Annotated in this window: 17 protein-coding genes; 14 read left to right on the top strand and 3 right to left on the bottom strand. The window is 64.1% G+C overall.

Annotation, left to right across the window (positions count from 1 at the left end):
* The first annotated feature begins 234 nt into the window (after positions 1–234).
* The 6 genes from FJ471_RS11930 to gndA all read left to right on the top strand — a co-directional run bounded on the left by FJ471_RS11930 (position 235) and on the right by gndA (position 6,078).
* On the top strand, positions 235–1,137 hold the full coding sequence (locus tag FJ471_RS11930; RefSeq protein WP_140803352.1) for a GntR family transcriptional regulator: 903 nt from the start codon (positions 235–237) through the stop codon (positions 1,135–1,137).
* Between the two features lie 144 nt (positions 1,138–1,281).
* Positions 1,282–1,629, top strand: a complete 348-nt coding sequence (locus FJ471_RS11925) for a hypothetical protein (RefSeq protein ID WP_140803351.1) — start codon at positions 1,282–1,284, stop codon at positions 1,627–1,629.
* An 89-nt stretch (positions 1,630–1,718) separates the two neighbouring features.
* Positions 1,719–2,270: a copper chaperone PCu(A)C gene (locus tag FJ471_RS11920; protein ID WP_140803350.1), complete on the top strand. Its 552-nt coding sequence runs from the start codon at positions 1,719–1,721 to the stop codon at positions 2,268–2,270.
* 31 nt (positions 2,271–2,301) lie between these two features.
* A complete protein-coding gene (locus FJ471_RS11915) occupies positions 2,302–2,820 on the top strand; it encodes a YcnI family protein (protein WP_140803349.1) in 519 nt (172 codons plus the stop codon).
* A gap of 52 nt (positions 2,821–2,872) precedes the next feature.
* Positions 2,873–4,501, top strand: coding sequence for a copper resistance CopC/CopD family protein (locus FJ471_RS11910; RefSeq protein WP_140803348.1), 1,629 nt, complete (start codon positions 2,873–2,875; stop codon positions 4,499–4,501).
* Positions 4,502–4,653: 152 nt separating this feature from the next.
* The gene (gndA, locus tag FJ471_RS11905; RefSeq protein WP_140803347.1) at positions 4,654–6,078 is read left to right on the top strand and encodes an NADP-dependent phosphogluconate dehydrogenase; all 1,425 of its coding nucleotides are present in this window, start codon (positions 4,654–4,656) and stop codon (positions 6,076–6,078) included.
* A gap of 240 nt (positions 6,079–6,318) precedes the next feature.
* Here the strand turns inward: gndA and FJ471_RS11900 are convergent, their stop codons facing one another.
* Entirely contained in the window at positions 6,319–7,365 is a 1,047-nt protein-coding gene (locus FJ471_RS11900) for a LacI family transcriptional regulator (protein WP_140803346.1), read from the bottom strand.
* Positions 7,366–7,751: 386 nt separating this feature from the next.
* Here FJ471_RS11900 and FJ471_RS11895 point away from each other — a divergent pair, with 386 nt between their 5' ends.
* From FJ471_RS11895 to FJ471_RS11860, 8 genes are all read left to right on the top strand, one after another.
* Positions 7,752–8,990, top strand: a complete 1,239-nt coding sequence (locus tag FJ471_RS11895; protein ID WP_140803345.1) for an ABC transporter substrate-binding protein — start codon at positions 7,752–7,754, stop codon at positions 8,988–8,990.
* An 85-nt stretch (positions 8,991–9,075) separates the two neighbouring features.
* Entirely contained in the window at positions 9,076–9,969 is an 894-nt protein-coding gene (locus FJ471_RS11890; protein WP_140803344.1) for a sugar ABC transporter permease, read from the top strand.
* Positions 9,962–10,894: a carbohydrate ABC transporter permease gene (locus tag FJ471_RS11885; RefSeq protein ID WP_140803343.1), complete on the top strand. Its 933-nt coding sequence runs from the start codon at positions 9,962–9,964 to the stop codon at positions 10,892–10,894. Before FJ471_RS11890 ends, FJ471_RS11885 begins: the two co-directional genes overlap by 8 nt.
* A 2-nt stretch (positions 10,895–10,896) precedes the next feature.
* Positions 10,897–11,997, top strand: coding sequence for a sn-glycerol-3-phosphate ABC transporter ATP-binding protein UgpC (gene ugpC / locus FJ471_RS11880; protein ID WP_140803373.1), 1,101 nt, complete (start codon positions 10,897–10,899; stop codon positions 11,995–11,997).
* Positions 11,998–12,028: 31 nt separating this feature from the next.
* The gene (locus tag FJ471_RS11875) at positions 12,029–12,781 is read left to right on the top strand and encodes a sugar phosphate isomerase/epimerase (RefSeq protein WP_140803342.1); all 753 of its coding nucleotides are present in this window, start codon (positions 12,029–12,031) and stop codon (positions 12,779–12,781) included.
* A gap of 5 nt (positions 12,782–12,786) precedes the next feature.
* On the top strand, positions 12,787–13,929 hold the full coding sequence (locus tag FJ471_RS11870) for a Gfo/Idh/MocA family oxidoreductase (RefSeq protein WP_140803341.1): 1,143 nt from the start codon (positions 12,787–12,789) through the stop codon (positions 13,927–13,929).
* A 162-nt stretch (positions 13,930–14,091) separates the two neighbouring features.
* Positions 14,092–15,138, top strand: a complete 1,047-nt coding sequence (gene mgrA, locus FJ471_RS11865; protein ID WP_140803340.1) for an L-glyceraldehyde 3-phosphate reductase — start codon at positions 14,092–14,094, stop codon at positions 15,136–15,138.
* Positions 15,139–15,285: 147 nt separating this feature from the next.
* Complete coding sequence (locus FJ471_RS11860) at positions 15,286–15,690, top strand: Fur family transcriptional regulator (protein ID WP_041003614.1); 405 nt, start codon at positions 15,286–15,288, stop codon at positions 15,688–15,690.
* A gap of 97 nt (positions 15,691–15,787) precedes the next feature.
* Here the strand turns inward: FJ471_RS11860 and FJ471_RS11855 are convergent, their stop codons facing one another.
* Both FJ471_RS11855 and polA read right to left on the bottom strand, forming a co-directional pair.
* Positions 15,788–16,408, bottom strand: coding sequence for a LysE family translocator (locus FJ471_RS11855; RefSeq protein ID WP_140803372.1), 621 nt, complete (start codon positions 16,406–16,408; stop codon positions 15,788–15,790).
* A gap of 10 nt (positions 16,409–16,418) precedes the next feature.
* A complete protein-coding gene (gene polA / locus FJ471_RS11850) occupies positions 16,419–19,373 on the bottom strand; it encodes a DNA polymerase I (RefSeq protein WP_181179342.1) in 2,955 nt (984 codons plus the stop codon).
* Positions 19,374–19,629 lie beyond the last annotated feature (256 nt).

Below are 19,629 nucleotides of genomic sequence, written 5' to 3'. Positions count from 1 at the left end.
CCTGGGAGGCGGGCGGATTGACTTGCGCCCGTTTAAAGGTAATGTCTTTTATCGGGAAAAAACATTTTTGCGTCAATTGTTTTTTCGCTGCGGGTAGCGCGCGCCTTATAGACGCCCGCGCCTGCCCGTTTGGCAAGCCGGCGAAAAACGTTCCGCTTTTCGGAGGCTTGCGCTAGGAAGACCCATCATATCGCGTTTCCGGCCAGCCGCCGCAAGCGTTGGGGGATACGGGGCATGTCGAAGAGCAACAACGTCTACAAGGACGCTTTCAACCGCTGCCTGCGGCTGCTCGACGAAACCAAGAGCCTGCCTTCGGAACCGGAACTCGGCACGCTGCTCGGCGTCAGCCGCACCACCGTGCGCAGCATCCTTGCCCGCATGGAAGAAACCGGGCTGATCGCCTGGAACAAGCGTAACAAGACGGTGCTCAGGGCGCCGCGGCCGGAGGATTTCTTTCCCGAGGAGGAGACCGACTCGCTGGCCGAGATCATCGAGCGCTCCTTCATGCGGCGTCTGCTTGCCGAGGGCGCTGAGGCCGGCATGCAGATCAACGAGCTCGAGCTGGCGCGCGAGATCGGCGTCGGCACCACCAGCGTGCGGGAATTCCTGATCCGTTTCTCGCGCTTCGGGCTGATCGAGAAGCGGCGCAACAGCCACTGGGTGCTGAAGGGTTTCACGCGAGCCTTCGCGCTGGAGCTGACCGAGATCCGCGAGATGTTCGAATTGCGCTCGGCGGCGGCTTTCGCCGCGCTGCCGGAAGACAGCGCGGTCTGGGTCGACCTCGACATGCTGGAGGTCCAACACCGCCAGCTCGCCAGCGAAATCGCCACCCGTTTCAACGAATTCTCCGAGCTCGACGAGCGCTTCCACCGGCTCATCCACCGCGCCTCGCACAACCGCTTCATCGTCGACTTCTACGACGTCATCGCGATGATCTTCCACTACCACTATCAGTGGAACAAGGCCGAGGAACGCCAGCGCAACGAGGTCGCGGTGCAGGAGCATCTCGCCTATATCGCGGCGCTCAAATCGCGCGATCCCGGCAAGGTGGACGCCGCCTGCCGCAAGCACCTGAAGTCGGCGCGCCTGACGCTGCTGAGCTCGATTCCCGAAGGACGGCAGGCGCAACTTGCCTGACAGGCGGATTTGCGCGTTTGACCGATATCGCGCCGCGTTGCCGCAGCGCGGTTTTGCCGATTTTCCGGCCGCATCGTCCATGTTAGGGTCGATCAAGTTTCCGGGAGAGGCTTTGCGTTGGATATAAGGCTGAAACGATGGAGCATGCCCGCCGCGTTCGTCGCGGCGCTGCTTCTATTGCTTCAGTCCTCCCTCGGTGCGTTCGCCTTCGGCGCGCCTTCGCAGCTCGACGCCTTCGGCAACGTCATCTGCACGCATGAAGGCGCTGTAAAGCTCCCCGGCGGCGATCAACACCAGCAACACATGCCGGCCTGCTGCTCGCTCGGCTGCAACATGGTTTCGCCGGCGCATCTGCCGCCGCCGGAAGCAGGCGCGCTGGCCGGAACCCAGCTTTTCGAGGCGGTCGCCTTCCAGCTTCCGGCCTTCCAGCACCAGGATTTCGCCCGCGACCGCTCTCCGGCCAATCCGCGCGCGCCGCCGGCAACGGCCTGATCCGCGGAACTTTTCGCGGGCGCATTCATCCAAAGATCAGACTGCTCGCGGCCGCAAAGCGGCGCGATCCTCATATCCATGGAGCAACCATGTCCAATCTTCTTCCCAAGCCGCAAGCCTTCGCGCTTCGTGGCGCGCCGCTACCCAGCCTGCAACGTCTCAGCCTTGCATTGTGCGTTCTTCTTCTCCTGCTTGCCTGCATTCCAGCGGCCATCGCGCACGAATTCAAGGTCGGCGATCTCGAGATCGAGCACCCCTGGTCGCGGGCGACGCCGCCCGGCGCCAAGGTGGCCGGCGGCTACTTCACCGTGATCAACAAGGGCAGCGCGCCGGACCGGCTGCTGTCGATTTCCTCCGACATCTCCGCCAAGGCCGAGTTGCATGAGATGGGCGTCAAGGACGGCGTCATGACCATGCGGCCGGTCGAGGGCGGGCTGGAGATCCCGGCCGGCGGCAAGGTCGCTCTGAAGCCGGGCGCCTATCATTTGATGTTCACCGGCCTGAAGCGGCAGCCGAAGCAGGGCGAGAAATTTCCGGCGACGCTGACCTTCGAGAAGGCCGGCAGCGTCAAGGTCGAGTTCGCCGTCGAAGGCATGGGCGAGATGGGCAGCGACGATATGGACATGGATCACGCCGAGTAATCCGCCAATTCGAAACAAGAGGGACAATTCCATGATGAAATATCTTTTGGCGGCGGGCATGCTTTGCGCGCTCGGGACCAATGCCGCGCTCGCCCACATCACGCTCGAAACACAGGAAGCGACTGTCGGCTCCACCTACAAGGCCGTGTTGCGCGTGCCGCATGGCTGCGAGGGCAAGGCGACGACCGCCGTGCGCGTGCAGATCCCCGAAGGCGTCATCGCGGTGAAGCCGATGCCCAAGCCCGGCTGGACGCTGCAGACCAAGAAGGGCAAGTATGAGAAATCCTACCAGCTCTACGGCGAGACGCTGACCACCGGCGTCAAGGAAGTCGACTGGAGCGGCGGCAACCTGCCCGACGAGTTCTACGACGAGTTCGTCTTCCGCGCCTCGCTGGCGGCCGATCTGCCGGCCGGCCAAATGCTCTATTTCCCGGTGGTGCAGGAGTGCGGCGACGCCACCGATCGCTGGATCGAGATCCCGGCGGCAGGCCAGGATGAGGACGCCGTGGAAACTCCGGCGCCCGGCATCAAATTGCTGCCGAAGAAATGATCTTTGTTGGCGCGCTCCATCGGGGCGCGCCACCATCTCCTGTTACGACGGCATGAACGCAGCACAGTCTTCCTCGACGATCCGCCCGCATACCGGCCCGCTTGCCTGGCTGGCGGCAGTGCTCGTGGCGATGGCGGTCTTGGCCATGCCCGGCCGCGCTTTCGCGCATGCGGCGCTGGTCGCGACCGATCCGGCCGACGGCACGGTGCTCACGCAAAGTCCGGCGCAATTTTCGCTCACCTTCAGCGAGCCCGTCTCGCCGCTGGTTCTGACGCTTGTGCGGCCGGACGGCTCGCAACTTGCGCTGACATCCTTCCGTCTCAAGGACCAGACGGTCGAGATCGACAATCCCGAAACGCTCAAATCCGGCACGCATGTGCTGAGCTGGCGGGTGGTGTCGGTCGATGGCCATCCGGTCGCCGGTTCGGCGCTGTTTTCCATTGGCGCGCCAAGCGCCGCGCCGGTGGCGGGCGAAGCCGTCGACTGGACGCTGCGCGCGGCGATCTGGGCGGCCAGGCTGCTTCTTTATGCCGGCCTCTTTCTCGGCGTCGGCGGCGCATTCGCGCTCGCCTGGCTGGCCGAGGACCGGCGCTGCGGCCAGCGCTTTGTCGCCGCGGCACTGCTTCTCGGTCTCGTCGGCGCGCCGTTGTCGCTCGGCCTGCAGGGGCTGGATGGGCTTGGCGCGCCGCTTGCCCGGTTTGCGGCGCCGACGGTCTGGAAGACCGCGCTGGAGACGAGCTACGTCTGGACGGTGCTGATCGGCCTGATCGCGCTTGGTCTCGCGCTGCTGTCGCTTGCCGGGCCGTCAGGTCTTCGCAAGCTGTCGGCAAGCGCAGCACTGCTCGGTGTCGGCGGCGCGCTTGCCGCCAGCGGTCACGCCAGCGCCGCCGAACCGCAATGGCTGACGCGGCCGCTTGTGTTCCTGCACGGGGCCGCAATCGCCTTCTGGGCCGGTTCGCTGGCGCCGCTCGGTCTGGCATTGCGGCGGGAGCCGGCGGAAGCAAAAGTCTTTCTGCGCCGCTTCTCCCGCGCGATCCTGCCGGTCGTCATCGCGCTTGCCGCAAGCGGCACCGTGCTGGCGATCATCCAGGTTGAGCAGCCGGCAGCGTTGATCAACACATCCTATGGCCGGCTGCTGCTCTTGAAGCTGGCTCTGCTACTTTTCCTGTTCACGCTTGCCGCGGTCAATCGCTGGACGTTGACCGCGCCCGCCGAGGCAGGCGACACGGAAGTGCAGCGACGGCTGGTTCGCTCGATCGGTATCGAGGTGGCCATCGTGCTCGCCATCTTCGGCGTCGCTGCCGGCTGGCGCTTCACCCCGCCGCCGCGCGCGCTGGCGATCGCCGCCGCGCGGCCGGTGTCGATCCACATCCACACGCTGAAGGCGATGGCCGATTTGAGCATCACGCCCGGACATGCCGGCGAGGTCGCGGCTTCGATGGTGATCATGACCGGCGATTTCGGCCCGCTCGACGCCAAGGAGGTGACGCTGGTGCTGTCGAAGCCGGATTCCGGCATCGAGCCGATCAAGCGGCCGGCGACCAAGCCGGGCGACGGCACCTGGCGCGTCGACAATCTCCTCATTCCAATTCCCGGGCGCTGGAATGCCCGGCTCGACATCCTCGTTTCGGATTTTGATTTGGTGAAGGTCGAGGCTCCGATCGAAATCCGTGGCGAATGAGATTCCGGCGATGCCGGCCCCAATCCGATCTGCCGCCGCCTGACACAATTCGGCGAGACGGTTGACGCCGTCGCCTCGGCCCGTCATTCATCTGGGAAAGGCGTTCTCCAGAATGCCACCTTCAACAAAAGATCCGAAGCAGGGAAGAAACGATGGAAAAAGCCGAAATCGGCCTGATCGGCCTTGGCACGATGGGTTCCAACCTCGCGCTCAACATCGCCGAGCACGGCCACCGCATCGCCGTCTTCAACCGCACCAGGGCGCGCACCGACGCGTTCGTCGAGAGCGCCGGTTCGCTGAGGGACATGGTCGTTCCCTGCTACAGCCTGGAGGAGCTTGCCGCCGCCATCCGCCCGCCGCGTCCGATCATCATCATGGTGCTGGCCGGCAAGCCGGTCGACGAGCAGATCGCGGCGCTGCGCGGCGTGCTCTCCAACAACGACATCGTCATCGATGCCGGCAACGCCAATTTCCGCGACACGATGCGCCGCTTCTCGGAACTGTCCGGCTCGGGCCTGACCTTCATCGGCATGGGCGTTTCGGGCGGCGAGGAAGGCGCGCGCCATGGCCCGTCGATCATGGTCGGCGGCACCGAAGAGTCCTGGAAGCGGGTCGAGAAGGTGCTGACGGCCATCTCGGCCAAGTTCAAGGACGAGCCTTGCGCCGCCTGGCTCGGCACTGACGGCGCCGGCCATTTCGTCAAGACCATCCACAACGGCATCGAATATGCCGACATGCAGATGATCGCCGAGATCTACGGCATATTGCGCGACGGGCTCGGCATGGCGCCCCAGGAGATCGGCAAGGTCTTCGAGGAATGGAACAAGGGCCGGCTCAACTCCTACCTGATCGAGATCACCGCCAAAGTGCTGGCCGCCGACGACCCGAAGACCGGCAAGCCGGTGGTCGACATCATCCTCGACCGCGCCGGGCAGAAGGGCACCGGTAAATGGTCGGTGATCGAGGCGCAGCAGCTCGGCATTCCGGCGACGGCGATCGAGGCGGCGGTCGCGGCGCGCGTGCTTTCCTCGATCAAGGACGAGCGGCAGGCGGCGGAAAAGGCCTACGGCAATATCGGTGTCGAGAAGATCGCCGGCGACAAGGCCGCGCTGCTCAAGGACCTGGAGCTGGCCTTGTTCGCCGGCAAGATCGCGGCTTATGCGCAGGGTTTTGCCGTGATGAGCGGTGCCTCGAAGGAATTCAACTGGAACCTGCCGATGCCGACCATCGCCAAGATCTGGCGCGCCGGCTGCATCATCCGCTCGCAGATGCTGGACACGATGGCCGAAGCCTTCGGCTCGGGGAGCGCTTCCACCAACCTCCTGATGGCGCCGGCCTTCATCGCCATGATGAAGGAAGCGCATCCGTCGCTGAGGCGCATCGTGGCGCGCGCCTCCGAGGCCGGCTCGCCGGTGCCGGCGCTGTCCTCGGCGCTCGCCTATTTCGACAGCTACCGCCAGGGACGCGGCACCTCGAACCTCATCCAGGCGCAGCGCGATTTCTTCGGCGCGCATGGTTTTGAGCGCATCGGGGAAGAGGGGGCGTTTCACGGACCCTGGGGGAGTGGCGCCGCTTAGGTTCGGCTCAGACGGCTCTCCCGTCGTCATCCACGGGCGAAGCAAGGAGCGAAGCGACGCGGCGCAGACCTGAGGATCCATGCCGTGACGTCCGCCATGGAATGCAGCGGTCCAGAAAAGCGCTCCGATAGCGCCTTGTCTGCATCGCTGCAGCTCTCGGAATTCACGGAATGGATCCTCGGGTCTGCGCGTCCGCTTCGCTCCCGCTCCGCCCGTGGATGACGAAGCTGAGAACCAGAGCTAACCCCGATAGGGCAGAACCTCGCTCGGCGTGCTGAGCGACTGCAACGAACCTGGGTCGGCGCCGCCGATCCAGCCGAGCACGGCCCGGGCAAGCTCGGAGCCTGCCAGCCGGAAGTTCTCGTTGACGACGAGCAGCTCGCGCCGGAACAGATGCAGCAGTTCCGAGGACTGTTTCGACACAACGTCGACGTCGCGGCCGAGCTTCAGCCCGGCGTCCTCGATGCCGGCGACGATGGCGAGCGTCGCGGCGGCGGCGCTGCTGACGAAACCGTCCGGCCGGTCCTTGCGCCGCATCAACTGCGCGGTCCGCGTCCTGATCTGCTCGATCGACTGGTCGATGGAGACGGTGTTGAACGGCACTTCGCTGGCGCCCACTTCGCTCAGCGCATCGGCAAAGCCGTTCACCGTATGGCCGTAATAGGTGAGGCCGAGCGGCGGGGTGACAAGCGCCAGCCGGCTACGGCCCCTGCCGGCGAGATAGCGCACGGCTTCGCCGGCGAAGGCGTAATTGTCGAAGTCGTGATAGGGATGCACCAGGCCCATGTCGGTGCGGCCGTGCGTGGCGAAGGGAATGCCGCGCTCCAGCATGTAGCGCGCCCGCGGATCGTTGGGCTGGGTGCGCGAGATGATGACGCCGTCGGCTGAACCCGTCTCGACCAGATAGCGCACCGGGTCGAGCGGATCCTGCGAGCGCGAATAGGGCGTGACGATCAAGTGGTAAGGCGTGTCGGCGATCACCTCGGTGACGCCGTAGATGATGTCCGAGACGAAGCTCATCAGCTCGTGCTCGGTGTTCAGGACGAGCGAGATGACGTTGGTCTTGCCGGTCCTCAAGCGTACGCCGGCGCGGTTCGGACGATAGCCGATCTGCTTGGCGACGAGCTGGACGCGGCGCCTGGTCTCGGCGCCAATCTCGGGCGCATCCTTCAGCGCGCGCGAGACCGTCGTGACGCCAAGCCCGGTCATGAAGGCAAGCGTCTTCAGCGTCGGCCGCTCCTTGCCCGACGCATCATCGTCGCCCTTCTTCGGTACCCGTCTATCCATTCGTCCCGCCCGTCAGCCGCATAGCAGCCGCAGGGTCGGCCGGCAATCGTGCGGCGTTGACAATTGCGCGACCCTTGGCCTGCGGCCTGGTTCAATATACTGAAACGTTACAGATTGCCAATCTTCGTGATTAACCGGCACGGTCGCGAACTTTGCGGTCCGGGCGTGGAGGTGGACCGAAAACCCCTGGAATCACAAGGAAATATCGGTTTTGGGCCAGTTTCGGCGGAGATCAGCCGCTTTGACATTGACATTGCCCCCTTGAGAGAAAGATTTTGTTCATGTCTCGAAAAAATCTCGACCGGCTTCAAAGCGAGGGGTTGCCTATGCGGATCATTTGCCGTATCGAAAATCTGTAACGTTTCAGATTCTGGGAGGAAGCCGAAATGCGATACAAATTTCTGACCGCTGCGTTTGCCGCGACGGTTGCGCTCAACTTCGCCGGTCCGGCGGCCGCGACCGACCTGGAAGTCACCCATTGGTGGACTTCCGGCGGCGAGGCGGCGGCGGTGGCCGAGCTTGCCAAGGCATTCGACGCGACGGGCAATCACTGGGTCGACGGCGCCATCGCCGGCTCCGGCGGCACGGCGCGGCCGATCATGATCAGCCGCATCACCGGTGGCGATCCGATGGGCGCCACCCAGTTCAACCACGGCCGCCAGGCCGAGGAACTGGTGCAGGCCGGGCTGATGCGCGACCTCACCGACATCGCCACCAAGGGCAAGTGGACGGAAGTCGTGCGGCCGAAGAGCCTGCTCGATAGCTGCACCATCGACGGCAAGATCTACTGCGTGCCCGTCAATATCCACTCCTGGCAGTGGCTGTGGCTGTCGAACGAAGCCTTCCAGAAGGCCGGCGTGCCGCTGCCGAAGGACTGGAACGAATTCGTGGCCGCCGCTCCGGCGCTGGAGAAGGCCGGCATCATTCCGCTTGCCGTCGGCGGACAAGCCTGGCAGGCCTCGGGTGCCTTCGACGTGCTGATGGCCGCTGTCGGCGGCACGGACACGTTCCTCAAGGTCTACAAGGACAAGGACGCCACCTTCGCGGCCGGCCCTGAGATCGCCAAGGTGTTCAAGGCGGCGGACGATGCCCGCAAGATGGCCAAGAACACCAATGTGCAGGACTGGAACCAGGCGACCAATCTGGTCATCACCGGAAAGGCCGGCGGCCAGATCATGGGTGACTGGGCGCAGGGCGAATTCCAGGTCGCCGGCAAGACCGCCGGCAAGGACTATACCTGCCTGCCCGGCCTTGGCCTGAACGAAGTCATCGCCACCGGCGGCGACGCCTTCTACTTCCCGCTGCTCAAGGATGCCGACAAGGCCAAGGCGCAGGAAGTCCTGGCCGAGACACTGCTCGATCCGAAGACCCAGGTCGCCTTCAATCTCAAGAAGGGTTCTCTGCCGGTGCGTGGCGACGTCGACCTCGACACGGCCAATGACTGCATGAAGAAGGGTCTCGCCATCCTTGCCAAGGGCGCCGTCATTCCGTGGACGGACCAGCTGCTTTCGCAGGACACCCAGAAACAGAAGGAAGACCTGTTCTCCGAGTTCTTCGCCAAGCCCGACATGACCGTGGAAGAGGCGCAGAAGCGCTTCGCCGAGATCATCGGTTCGGCGGACTGACGACCGGCGCCCCCGCCGGCTCCCGGCCCCAGCCTATCGGGGGTCGGGAGCGTGACGCCCTCATTGTCCCAGCCCGGCTGCCGAGATGAGCAACAGCGAACGCCCGAGTAAGCTTTTCCGCAACCTGAACGCCAAGGTCGCATCGATTCCGATGGTTCTCACCGCGCTGGTGGTGTTCGTCGGCGGCACGGCGTGGACGGTGCTCTATTCCTTCACCAATTCGAAGCTGTTGCCGCGGCTCAACTTCGTCGGGCTCGACCAGTATCACCGGCTCTGGTCGACATCGCGCTGGCTGGTATCGATCGAGAACCTTTTGATCTACGGCGTCATCTCGCTGGTGTTCTCGCTGGTCATCGGCTTCCTGCTCGCAGCCCTTCTCGACCAGAAGATCCGCTTCGAAGACACGTTCCGCACCATCTTCCTCTATCCCTTCGCGCTGTCCTTCATCGTCACCGGGCTGGTGTGGCAATGGCTGCTCAACCCGGATTTCGGCGTGCAGCGCGTCGTGCGCGACCTCGGCTGGACGAGCTTCAGCTTCGACCCGCTCTACAATTCCAGCATCGTCATCTACGGCATCTCGATCGCCGCGCTCTGGCAGGGCACGGGGCTCATCATGTGCCTGATGCTCGCCGGCCTGCGCGGCATCGACGAGGACATCTGGAAGGCGGCGAGGGTGGACGGCATACCGACGTGGAAGACCTATCTCTTCGTCGTCATCCCGATGATGCGGCCGGTCTTCATCACCACGCTGGTGATCATCGCGGCCGGTATCGTCAAGGTCTATGACCTGGTCGTGGCGCAGACCAGCGGCGGCCCCGGCATCGCCTCCGAAGTGCCGGCCAAATATGTCTACGACTACATGTTCTTTGCCCAGAATCTCGGCCAGGGTTTCGCCGCCTCGACCATGATGCTGCTGTCGGTGATAATCGTCATCGTGCCATGGGCCTATCTCGAATTCGGAGGCCGCAAGCATGGTTGACGTCGCCTCCCTGTCCAGCGGCGCCGAGGCGCTCAGGCGCGATGCCTCCGGCCCGAGCGGGCCGAAGCCGCGGCACGTGCTGTCGCGCCGCAACATCTTCCTCTACGGCACGCTGATCGTCGTGGCGCTCTATTACCTGCTGCCGCTCTACGTCATGGTCGTCACGTCGCTGAAGGGCATGCCGGAAATCCGCCTCGGCAACATCTTCTCGCCGCCGATGGAGATCACCTTCGAACCCTGGGTCAAAGCCTGGGCCACCGCCTGCACCGGACTCAACTGCGACGGGCTCTCGCGCGGCTTCTGGAATTCGGTGCGCATCACAGTGCCGTCGGTGTTGCTCTCGATCGCGATCGCCTCGGTGAACGGCTATGCCCTGGCCAACTGGCGCTTCAAGGGCGCCGACACCTTCTTCATCATCCTGATCGTCGGCGCCTTCATCCCCTATCAGGTGATGATCTATCCGATCGTCATCATCCTGCGCGAGATCGGCATCTACGGCACGTTGACCGGGCTGGTGATCGTGCATTCGATCTTCGGCATGCCGATCCTGACGCTCTTGTTCCGCAACTACTTCACCTCGATGCCGGAGGAGCTGTTCCGCGCCGCGCGCGTCGACGGCGCCGGCTTCTGGGGCATCTATCTGCGCATCATGCTGCCGATGTCGCTGCCGATCTTCGTCGTCGCCATCATCCTGCAGGTGACCGGCATCTGGAACGACTTCCTGTTCGGCGTCGTCTACACGCGCCCCGACACCTACCCGATGACGGTGCAGCTCAACAACATCGTCAACTCGGTCCAGGGGGTGAAGGAATACAACGTCAACATGGCCGCAACCATCCTGACCGGGCTGGTTCCGCTCATCGTCTACTTCATTTCCGGCAAGCTCTTCGTGCGCGGCATTGCCGCCGGCGCGGTGAAAGGATGATGATGGAAGCTGAAATCGCCAGCCCCAGCGTTTCGATCCAGGACCTGTCGCTCAATTTCGGCGCCGTCTCGGTGCTGCAGACGCTCAACCTGGATGTCGCCGACGGCGAGTTCATCGTGCTGCTCGGTCCGTCCGGCTGCGGCAAGTCGACCTTGCTCAACTGCATCGCCGGGCTGCTCGACATTTCGGACGGGCGCATCTTCATCAAGGGCAAGAATGTCACCTGGGAGGAACCGAAGGACCGCGGCATCGGCATGGTGTTCCAGTCCTACGCGCTCTATCCGCAGATGACGGTGGAGAGGAACCTTTCCTTCGGCCTGCGCGTCGCCGGCGTGGCGAAGGACGAGATCGCCAAACGCATCGCCCGCGCCGCCGAGATCCTGCAGATCGAGCCGCTGCTGCAAAGGAAGCCCTCGGCGCTGTCCGGCGGCCAGCGCCAGCGCGTGGCGATCGGGCGCGCATTGGTGCGCGACGTCGATGTCTTCCTGTTCGACGAGCCGCTCTCCAACCTCGACGCCAAGCTGCGCTCGGAGCTGCGCGTCGAGATCAAGCTTCTGCATCGCAAGCTCGAGAACACCATGATCTACGTCACCCACGACCAGATCGAGGCGATGACGCTGGCCGACCGTATCGCGGTGATGAAGGGCGGGGTGATCCAGCAACTCGACGCGCCACAGACGATCTACAACCGCCCCGTCAACCGCTTTGTCGCCGGTTTCCTCGGCTCGCCGGCGATGAATTTCATCGACGGCAGGCTGGAGAAAGACAGCGGCGACTGGCACTTTGCCGTCGAGGATTTGCGCATCCCGCTGGCAACCTATGGCTTCGAGAAGGAGCCGACGCCGGGTCCAGCCGTGTTCGGCATCCGGCCCGAGCATGTCGCCTTCAATAGCGGCACGGGCTGGCCGTTCACCGCGACGGCCAATGTCGAGGTCGTCGAGCCGATGGGTTCCGACACGCTGGTGTGGCTGAAGCTCGGTCAACAGAACTTCACCGTGCGCGTCACCTCCGAACGCACGCCGAAAAACGGGGATACGGTCGGCATCGGCTTCGATCCGCTGCGCGCCTCGCTGTTCGACGCTCAAACCGGCAACCGAATTTAACCTCCCAGGACCAACAGAACGGACAGGACAGATGAACTGGTCATTCCAACTCTACAGCGCCCGCAATTTCCAGCCATGGAACGGCGTGGTGAAGATGCTCGGCGAGCTCGGCTACAGCCAAGTCGAGGGCTTTGGCGGCGTCTATGACGACCCGAAGGCCTTCCGCGCCGAGCTCGACAAGAACGGGCTTGCGATGCCGACCGGGCATTTCTCGATCGACGCGCTGGAAAACGATTTCGACGGCGTGCGCAAGATCGCCGACGCGCTCGGCATCACGCTGCTGGTCTGCCCCTATCTGATGCCCGACCAGCGCCCGTCCGACGCCGCCGGCTGGCGCGGCTTCGGCGAACGTCTCGCCAAGGTCGGCGAGACCGCGAAGAAGCTCGGCTACGGCTTTGCCTGGCACAACCACGATTTCGAGTTCAAGGCGCTCGCCGACGGCTCGCTGCCCCAGGATCATATCCTGTCCGCCGCGCCCGACATCGGCTGGGAAATGGATGTCGCCTGGGTGATCCGCGGCGGCGCCGATCCGCTGCCCTGGATCGAAAAGCACGGCAAGCGCATCAGCGCCGTGCATGTCAAGGATATGGCCAAGCCGGGCGAGGGGCTGGACGAGGACGGCTGGTCCGATGTCGGTCACGGCACGATCGACTGGGCGGGCCTGTTCAAGACATTGCGCGCCAAGAGCGCGGCGCAGTACTTCATCATGGAGCAGGACAACCCCAACGACATCGAGCGCTATGCCCGTCGCTCGATCGCGGCAGCCAAGAGCTGGCAGGAGTAATCGAAATGGCAGACAAACTTGGCGTCGGCGTCATCGGCTGCGGCAACATCTCGAAGGCGTATTTCTCGTTGGCGCCGCTGTTCCGCGGCATCAAGATGCGCGCCTGCGCGGATATCAACATGGACGCGGCGAAGGCGCGGGCAAAGGAGTTCAAGCTGCGCGCCGAGACGGTCGACGACCTCCTCAAGGACGACGAGATCGACATCATCGTCAACCTGACGATTCCGGCCGTGCACTATGAAGTGTCGAAAGCGGTGCTCGACGCCGGCAAGCACGTCTATTCGGAAAAACCCTTCGTGCTGTCGATTAAGGAAGGGCTCGATCTCAAAAACCGAGCCGAGAAGAAAGGCCTGCGCATCGGCTCGGCGCCGGACACGTTCCTCGGCGGCGCGCACCAGCTGGTGCGCGAGCTGATCGACAGCGGCAAGCTCGGCGCCATCACCAGCGGCACCTGCCATGTGATGGGCCACGGCATGGAGCACTGGCACCCCAATCCGGACTTCTTCTTCCAGCCGGGCGCCGGTCCGGTGCTGGACATCGGGCCGTATTATGTCACCAACCTGGTCCAGCTGATCGGGCCGGTGAAGCAGGTGGCGGCCTTCGCAACGACGCCGGCCAAGGAGCGTACGATCTCGTCGAAGCCGCGTGCGGGCGAAAAGATCCCGGTGAACACGCCGACCACCATCCATGCGCTGCTTGAATTCGCAAACGGCGCGGTGATCACGCTCAACACTTCCTGGGACGTCTGGAGCCATGGCCACGCGCCGATGGAGCTCTACGGCGAATTGGGCACCGTCTTCGTGCCGGACCCCAATTTCTTCGGCGGCGAGGTGCGCTTCACCGACTCGGCCAAGCCGGTGAAGAAACTGCCGAAATGGAACCATCCGTTCGGCATACCGAACGAGATGCATGGCCATGGCATGATGGCCAATTACCGCACCGCCGGCCTTGCCGACATGGCGGTGGCGATCGCCGAAGGGCGGCCGCATCGCTGCTCGATGGAACTGGCGCTGCATGCCGTCGACGTGATGACCGGCATCCTGCGTTCCGGCGAAAACGGCAAATATGTCGCCATGCAGACGAGCTGCGAGCGGCCGGCCGCACTCGGCGTCAAGGACGCGAAGGCGCTGCTGGCGAAGAAAAACTAGGTGGCAACCCCTCTCCCCGTTTCGGCGCGGAGAGGGTAATGATCAGGGGCAAGCATCGATTCAATTCACACCAGAGCATGATGTCGTCCGAAAACCGCTCCACGCTCTTCGGCATCATGCTCCAGCGGCGACCGCCGCGCCGTTCCGACCCCGAGGATTGCCATGCCCTATGTCGCCGCCGAGAACCGCTACGAGAAAATGATCTATAACCGCTGCGGGCGGTCCGGCCTGAAGCTGCCGGCGATCTCGCTCGGGCTGTGGCACAATTTCGGCAACGACACGCCGCACAAGACCAAGCAGGCGCTCGTGCGCAAGGCTTTCGATCTCGGCATCACGCATTTCGACCTCGCCAACAATTACGGCCCGCCGCCCGGCTCGGCGGAAACCGCGTTCGGCGAGATCCTGCGCACCGATTTTGCCCCTTACCGCGACGAGCTGATCATCTCGACCAAGGCCGGCTACGAGATGTGGGCCGGCCCCTACGGCGAATGGGGCAGCCGCAAATATGTGCTGGCCAGCCTCGACCAGAGCCTCAAGCGCATGGGGCTCGACTATGTCGACATCTTCTATTCGCACCGTTTCGATCCCGAGACGCCGATCGAAGAAACGATGGGCGCGCTCGACCATGCGGTGCGCTCGGGCAAGGCGCTCTATGCCGGCATCTCCTCCTACAATTCGCAGCGCACGCGGGAAGCGGCCGATATCCTTCGGCGGCTCGGCACGCCATGCCTCATCCACCAGCCGAGCTATTCCATGCTCAACCGCTGGGTCGAGGAGGACGGGCTGCTCGACACGCTGGAGGGGCTCGGCATCGGCTCGATCGTGTTCTCGCCGCTGGCGCAGGGCATGCTGACCGACAAATATCTCGGCGGCATTCCCGAAGGCAGCCGCGCCAGCCAGGGCAAGTCGCTCAAGCCAGCCTTCATTAACGACAAGTCGATCGCCAACATCAAGGCACTCAACGCTATTGCCGCCCGCCGCGGCCAGACGCTGGCGCAGATGGCGCTGGCCTGGGTGCTGCGCAAGGGTCGCGTGACCACGGCGCTGATCGGCGCCAGCCGGCCGGAACAGGTCGAGGATTGCGTCGGCGCGCTCAAGGCGCTCGAGTTCTCCGATGCCGAGCTCGCGGAGATCGACACTTACGCGCGCGAGTCCGACATCAATCTTTGGGCGGCTTCGGCCGAACGCAAGGGGCCGCCGCGCAAGTAGCGATTAGCCGCGCACCATCTCTGTCCCCGCGCCTTGGAAACGACACGCTGCGGAAACAGTGGCAAAATCACTCGTTCGTCGCTATCTCAGGGGAATTGAAGTCGTTCGCATGCGAGATTTCGCGCGAGCGTCGGTTGGGCGAACAAGATGACGGCAAGAGATGCGCTGACCAAGAACCAGCTCTGCGTGCTCGAGAAGCTCGAGGCGTCGAGCGGGCCGCTCAGCGCCTATACGCTGCTCGACCAGCTGCGCGAGCGCGGTTTCCGCGCCCCGTTGCAGGTCTATCGCGCGCTCGACACGCTGGTGAAGTCCGGTTTCGTGCACCGGCTGGAAAGCCTCAACTCCTTCGTCGCCTGCGCCGAGCCGCATGACCACAGCCATTCGATGACCGCCTTCGCCATCTGCGACAATTGCGGCCAGGTGACCGAGATGTCCGACCACGACGTCGACCATCGGCTGGACGAATGGGTGCGCTCGACAGGCTTTGCCGCCAAGAAGGCCGTGATCGAGTTTCGCGGTGTTTGCGCCAAGTGTAGGGCCGAGGCTGCCTGAAATATCTGGGCGGCTAAAGAATCGCTGCCCTGCTCCAGCTCTTTGTTCTTGCGCGATTCCGGACGGAAAACCGCTGCGCACTTTTCCTGGAATTGCTCTAGCGCGCCGTCGACCAGGCGAACCAGATCGCCACCAGCGCCAGCATGGCGGAGAGAACCTTGCGTGCGATGCTTTCGTGGCGCGGATCGTTGAGGAATGGTTCCAAGGTTCCCGCCAAAATCACGATGATCGCATGGATGGCGGTCGCAATGGCGACATAGATGGTCGTCAGCAATGCGGTCTGGGCCAGTGCCGGCCGGTCGGCCTCGACGAATGTCGGAAGCACCGCGATGTAGAAGATCGCTGCTTTCGGGTTAAGCAGGTTGGTGACAAGTCCGCGCCTGAAATACTTGCCGTCCGGCACGCTCTTGGCCGATACCACATCCGTGCCGGCCGTCCAGCCTTCCCAGGCCAGATAGAGAAGAAACAGCGTGCCCGCCCAGCGAAGACCTTCGTAGAGCAGCCTGGAAGCCTGGATCAGCTCGGCGACACCGAAGGCGGCGATGCCACCGATGACGGCGAGCCCCAGCGCAATGCCGGCGACCGTGGCGAAGCCGGCGCGACGGCCGTCATTGGCCGAAACCAGCGCCAGATAGGTCATGTTCGGCCCGGGCGTCAGCTCGATCAGCAGGGCTGCCAGCGCAAAGGAGAGCAATGTGGCCGTCGAGAGCGGCAGCATCTCGCTCACATCAGTGCGCCTCGTCCCAGTTGTTCGCCGCGCGCGCATCGACATGCAGCGGCACCGACATCGAGACCGCCGGCATCGGCGCGTTCTCCATAACCTTGCGCACCACGGGAATCGTCGCTTCGACCTCCGCTTCCACCGTCTCGAAGATCAGTTCGTCATGCACCTGCAACAGCATGCGGGCCGACAGCTTCGCCTTGTCCAGCGCTTCTTCCATATGCACCATGGCGCGGCGGATGATGTCGGCGGCGGTGCCCTGCAGCCTGGCGTTGATCGAGGCGCGCTCGTTGAAGGCGCGGATCGACGGGTTGGACGACCTTATCTCCGGATAGTGGATGCGGCGGCCGAAGATGGTTTCGACGAAGCCGTGCTCGCGCGCATAGGCCTTGGTTTCCTCGATATAGTCGCGGATGCCCGGGAAACGCTCGAAATAGCGCTTGATGTAGGCGCTCGCCTCGTCGCGCGGGATCGACAGCTGGTTGGCGAGGCCGAAGGCCGAGATGCCGTAGATGATGCCGAAATTGATCGCCTTGGCGCGGCGGCGCACTTCCGACGGCATGCCCTCGACCGGCACGTTGAACATCTCCGACGCGGTGATGGCATGGATGTCGGCGCCGTCGGCGAAAGCCTGCTTGAGCTGCGGGATCTCGGCGACATGGGCGAGCACGCGCAACTCGATCTGGCTGTAATCGGCCGAGACCAGCTTGTGGCCCTTTTCGGCGATGAAGGCGGTCCTGATCTTGCGGCCTTCGGCCGTGCGCACCGGAATGTTCTGCAGATTGGGATCGGAGGACGACAGCCGCCCGGTCGTGGTCGCGGCGAGCGCGTATGAGGTGTGGACGCGTTTGGTGCTTGGATTGATGAAGCCCGGCAGCGCGTCGGTATAGGTCGATTTCAGCTTGGTCAGCTGGCGCCAGTCGACGATCTTGCGCGGCAGCTCGTGGCCTTCGGCGGCGAGGTCTTCCAACAGCTGCGCCGAGGTCGACCATTGGCCGGTCTTGGTCTTCGAGCCGCCCGGCAGGCCCATCTTGCCGAACAATATGTCGCCGAGCTGCTTCGGCGAGCCGATGTTGATGCGCTCGCCGACGAGCCCGTAGATCTCTTCCTCGGCGCGGGCAGCGCCCTGCGCCAATTCGCCCGAAAGTCGCGACAGGATCTGGCGATCGACCGAAATGCCGCGCTGCTCCATGCGGGCCAGCACGGGCACCAGCGGCCGTTCCAGCCGTTCGTAGACGGAAACCAGCCCCTTGGCCGCGAGCCTCGGCTTCAGCACCTGCCACAGCTGCAGCGCCAGGTCGGCTTGCTCGGCAGCATATTTCGTCGCACGCTCGATATCGACCTGGTCGAAGCCGATGGCGTTCTTGCCCGAACCGGCGAGTTCCTTTTTCACCGCCGGCGCGTGGCCGAGCCACTTTTCCGAAAGCGAGGCGAGATCGTGGCCGCCGGAGGTGCCGGCGTCGAGCACGTAGGAGATCAGCATCGTGTCGTCGAACGGCCCGACCTCGATGCCGTGCCGGCTCATCACGACGATGTCGTATTTCATATCCTGCACGATTTTCAGGACCGAACGGTCCTCGAGCAGCGGCTTGAGCAGCGCCAGCGCCTCGCGGACCGGGATCTGGTTCTCCAGCATGCCGCCACCGAGCAGGTCGCCGTTGCCGCTCTTGTGGGCGAGCGGCACATAGGCTGCGCGGCCCGGCGCGATCGCGATCGAAAGGCCGATGAGGTCGGCCTGCATCGGGTCGGACGAGGAGGTCTCGGCGTCCAAAGCAACGACGCCGGCGTCGCGGGCTTCGGCAATCCAGGCCTTGAGCGCCGCCGCATCGCGGATGGCGCCATAGGCCGAGGGGTCGATCTTGCGCGAGGTCGCCTGTTCCAGCCGCAGCGCCGAGAGGAGCGATGGGGTATCGCCCTGCGGCGGCGCGTCCTCGCCCCTTATGGCAGGTTTCGCGGCGCCGTTCGATTCAGGTGCCGGCTGTCTCGGCGGTGCGCCGGCGCCGACATCGGGACCATGCGCGGTATCGGCGCGCTCGACGGTGACGGCGGAAGCCTGGACATCGCCGATCTCGGTCGCGGTCGCCTCGGCGACGCGTCGCGTCAGGGTGGTGAATTCCATCGTCTTCAGGAAGCCGATCAGCCTGGGCCCGTCCGGATCATGCAGGACCAGGTCGTCAAGCCCTTCCTTCATCGGCACGTCGTTCTTCAGCGTCACCAGCTCGCGCGAGATGCGCGCCTTGTCGGCATTGGCGATGATGGTCTCGCGCCGCTTGTCCTGCTTGATCTCGCCGGCACGCGCCAGGAGCCCGTCGAGGTCGCCGAACTGTTCCAGCAATTGCGCCGCGGTCTTCGGGCCGATGCCGGGCACGCCCGGTACATTATCGACCGAGTCGCCGGTCAGGGCCTGCAGGTCGATCATCTTCTCGGGCGGCACGCCCCATTTCTCGATCACCTCGGGAATGCCGATCTGGCGGTCCTTCATCGGGTCGTACATGCCGACCGTCGGACCAACCAGTTGCATCAAATCCTTGTCCGACGAGATGATGGTGGCGTCGGCGCCGGCTTCACGAGCGAGCCGGGAATAGGTGGCGATGATGTCGTCGGCCTCGAAGCCTTCCATCTCGATGCAGGGCAGGTTGAAGGCCACGGTCGCCTGGCGGATCAAGCCGAATTGCGGGATCAGGTCTTCCGGCGGCGCCGAACGGTTCGCCTTGTACTCGGGATAGAGCTCGCTGCGGAAGGTTTTCGAGGAATAGTCGAAGATGACGGCGAAATGCGTCGGCACCACACCCACATTGGTGTTGCGGGCGTCCTGCACCAGCTTCCAAACCATGTTGCAGAAGCCGAGCACGGCGTTGGTCGGCAGGCCGTCGGATTTGCGGTTGAGCGGCGGCAGCGCATGATAGGCGCGAAAAATGTAGCCGGAGCCGTCGACGAGGAAGAGGTGATCGCCTTTTTTCATGCCGGCAGGGATAGCGCGGCAGGGCCTCGCGGTCCATGCCAAAGGCGGAGGAACCCACCGGTTCGGGCAACACCCCTGACAGATCCTGTCCGGCAAGACGCGTCGCGCGGAAACGGATTCAGGAGACGCGCTTTGGGTCATTTTTCTTCGTGCATGTCGTTTTCCCAAAACCGCTTCACACTTTTGGGCGACATGCACGGAATCCGCCGCTCACGGGCATGTTACAAAAGTGTAATTTTCATGCCCTTGAATCGCC

Origin of the sequence: Mesorhizobium sp. B2-7-1, from assembly GCF_006440735.1 — a bacterium.
Taxonomy (GTDB): Bacteria; Pseudomonadota; Alphaproteobacteria; order Rhizobiales; family Rhizobiaceae; genus Mesorhizobium.
This window is presented reverse-complemented; position numbering and strand designations above follow the sequence as displayed.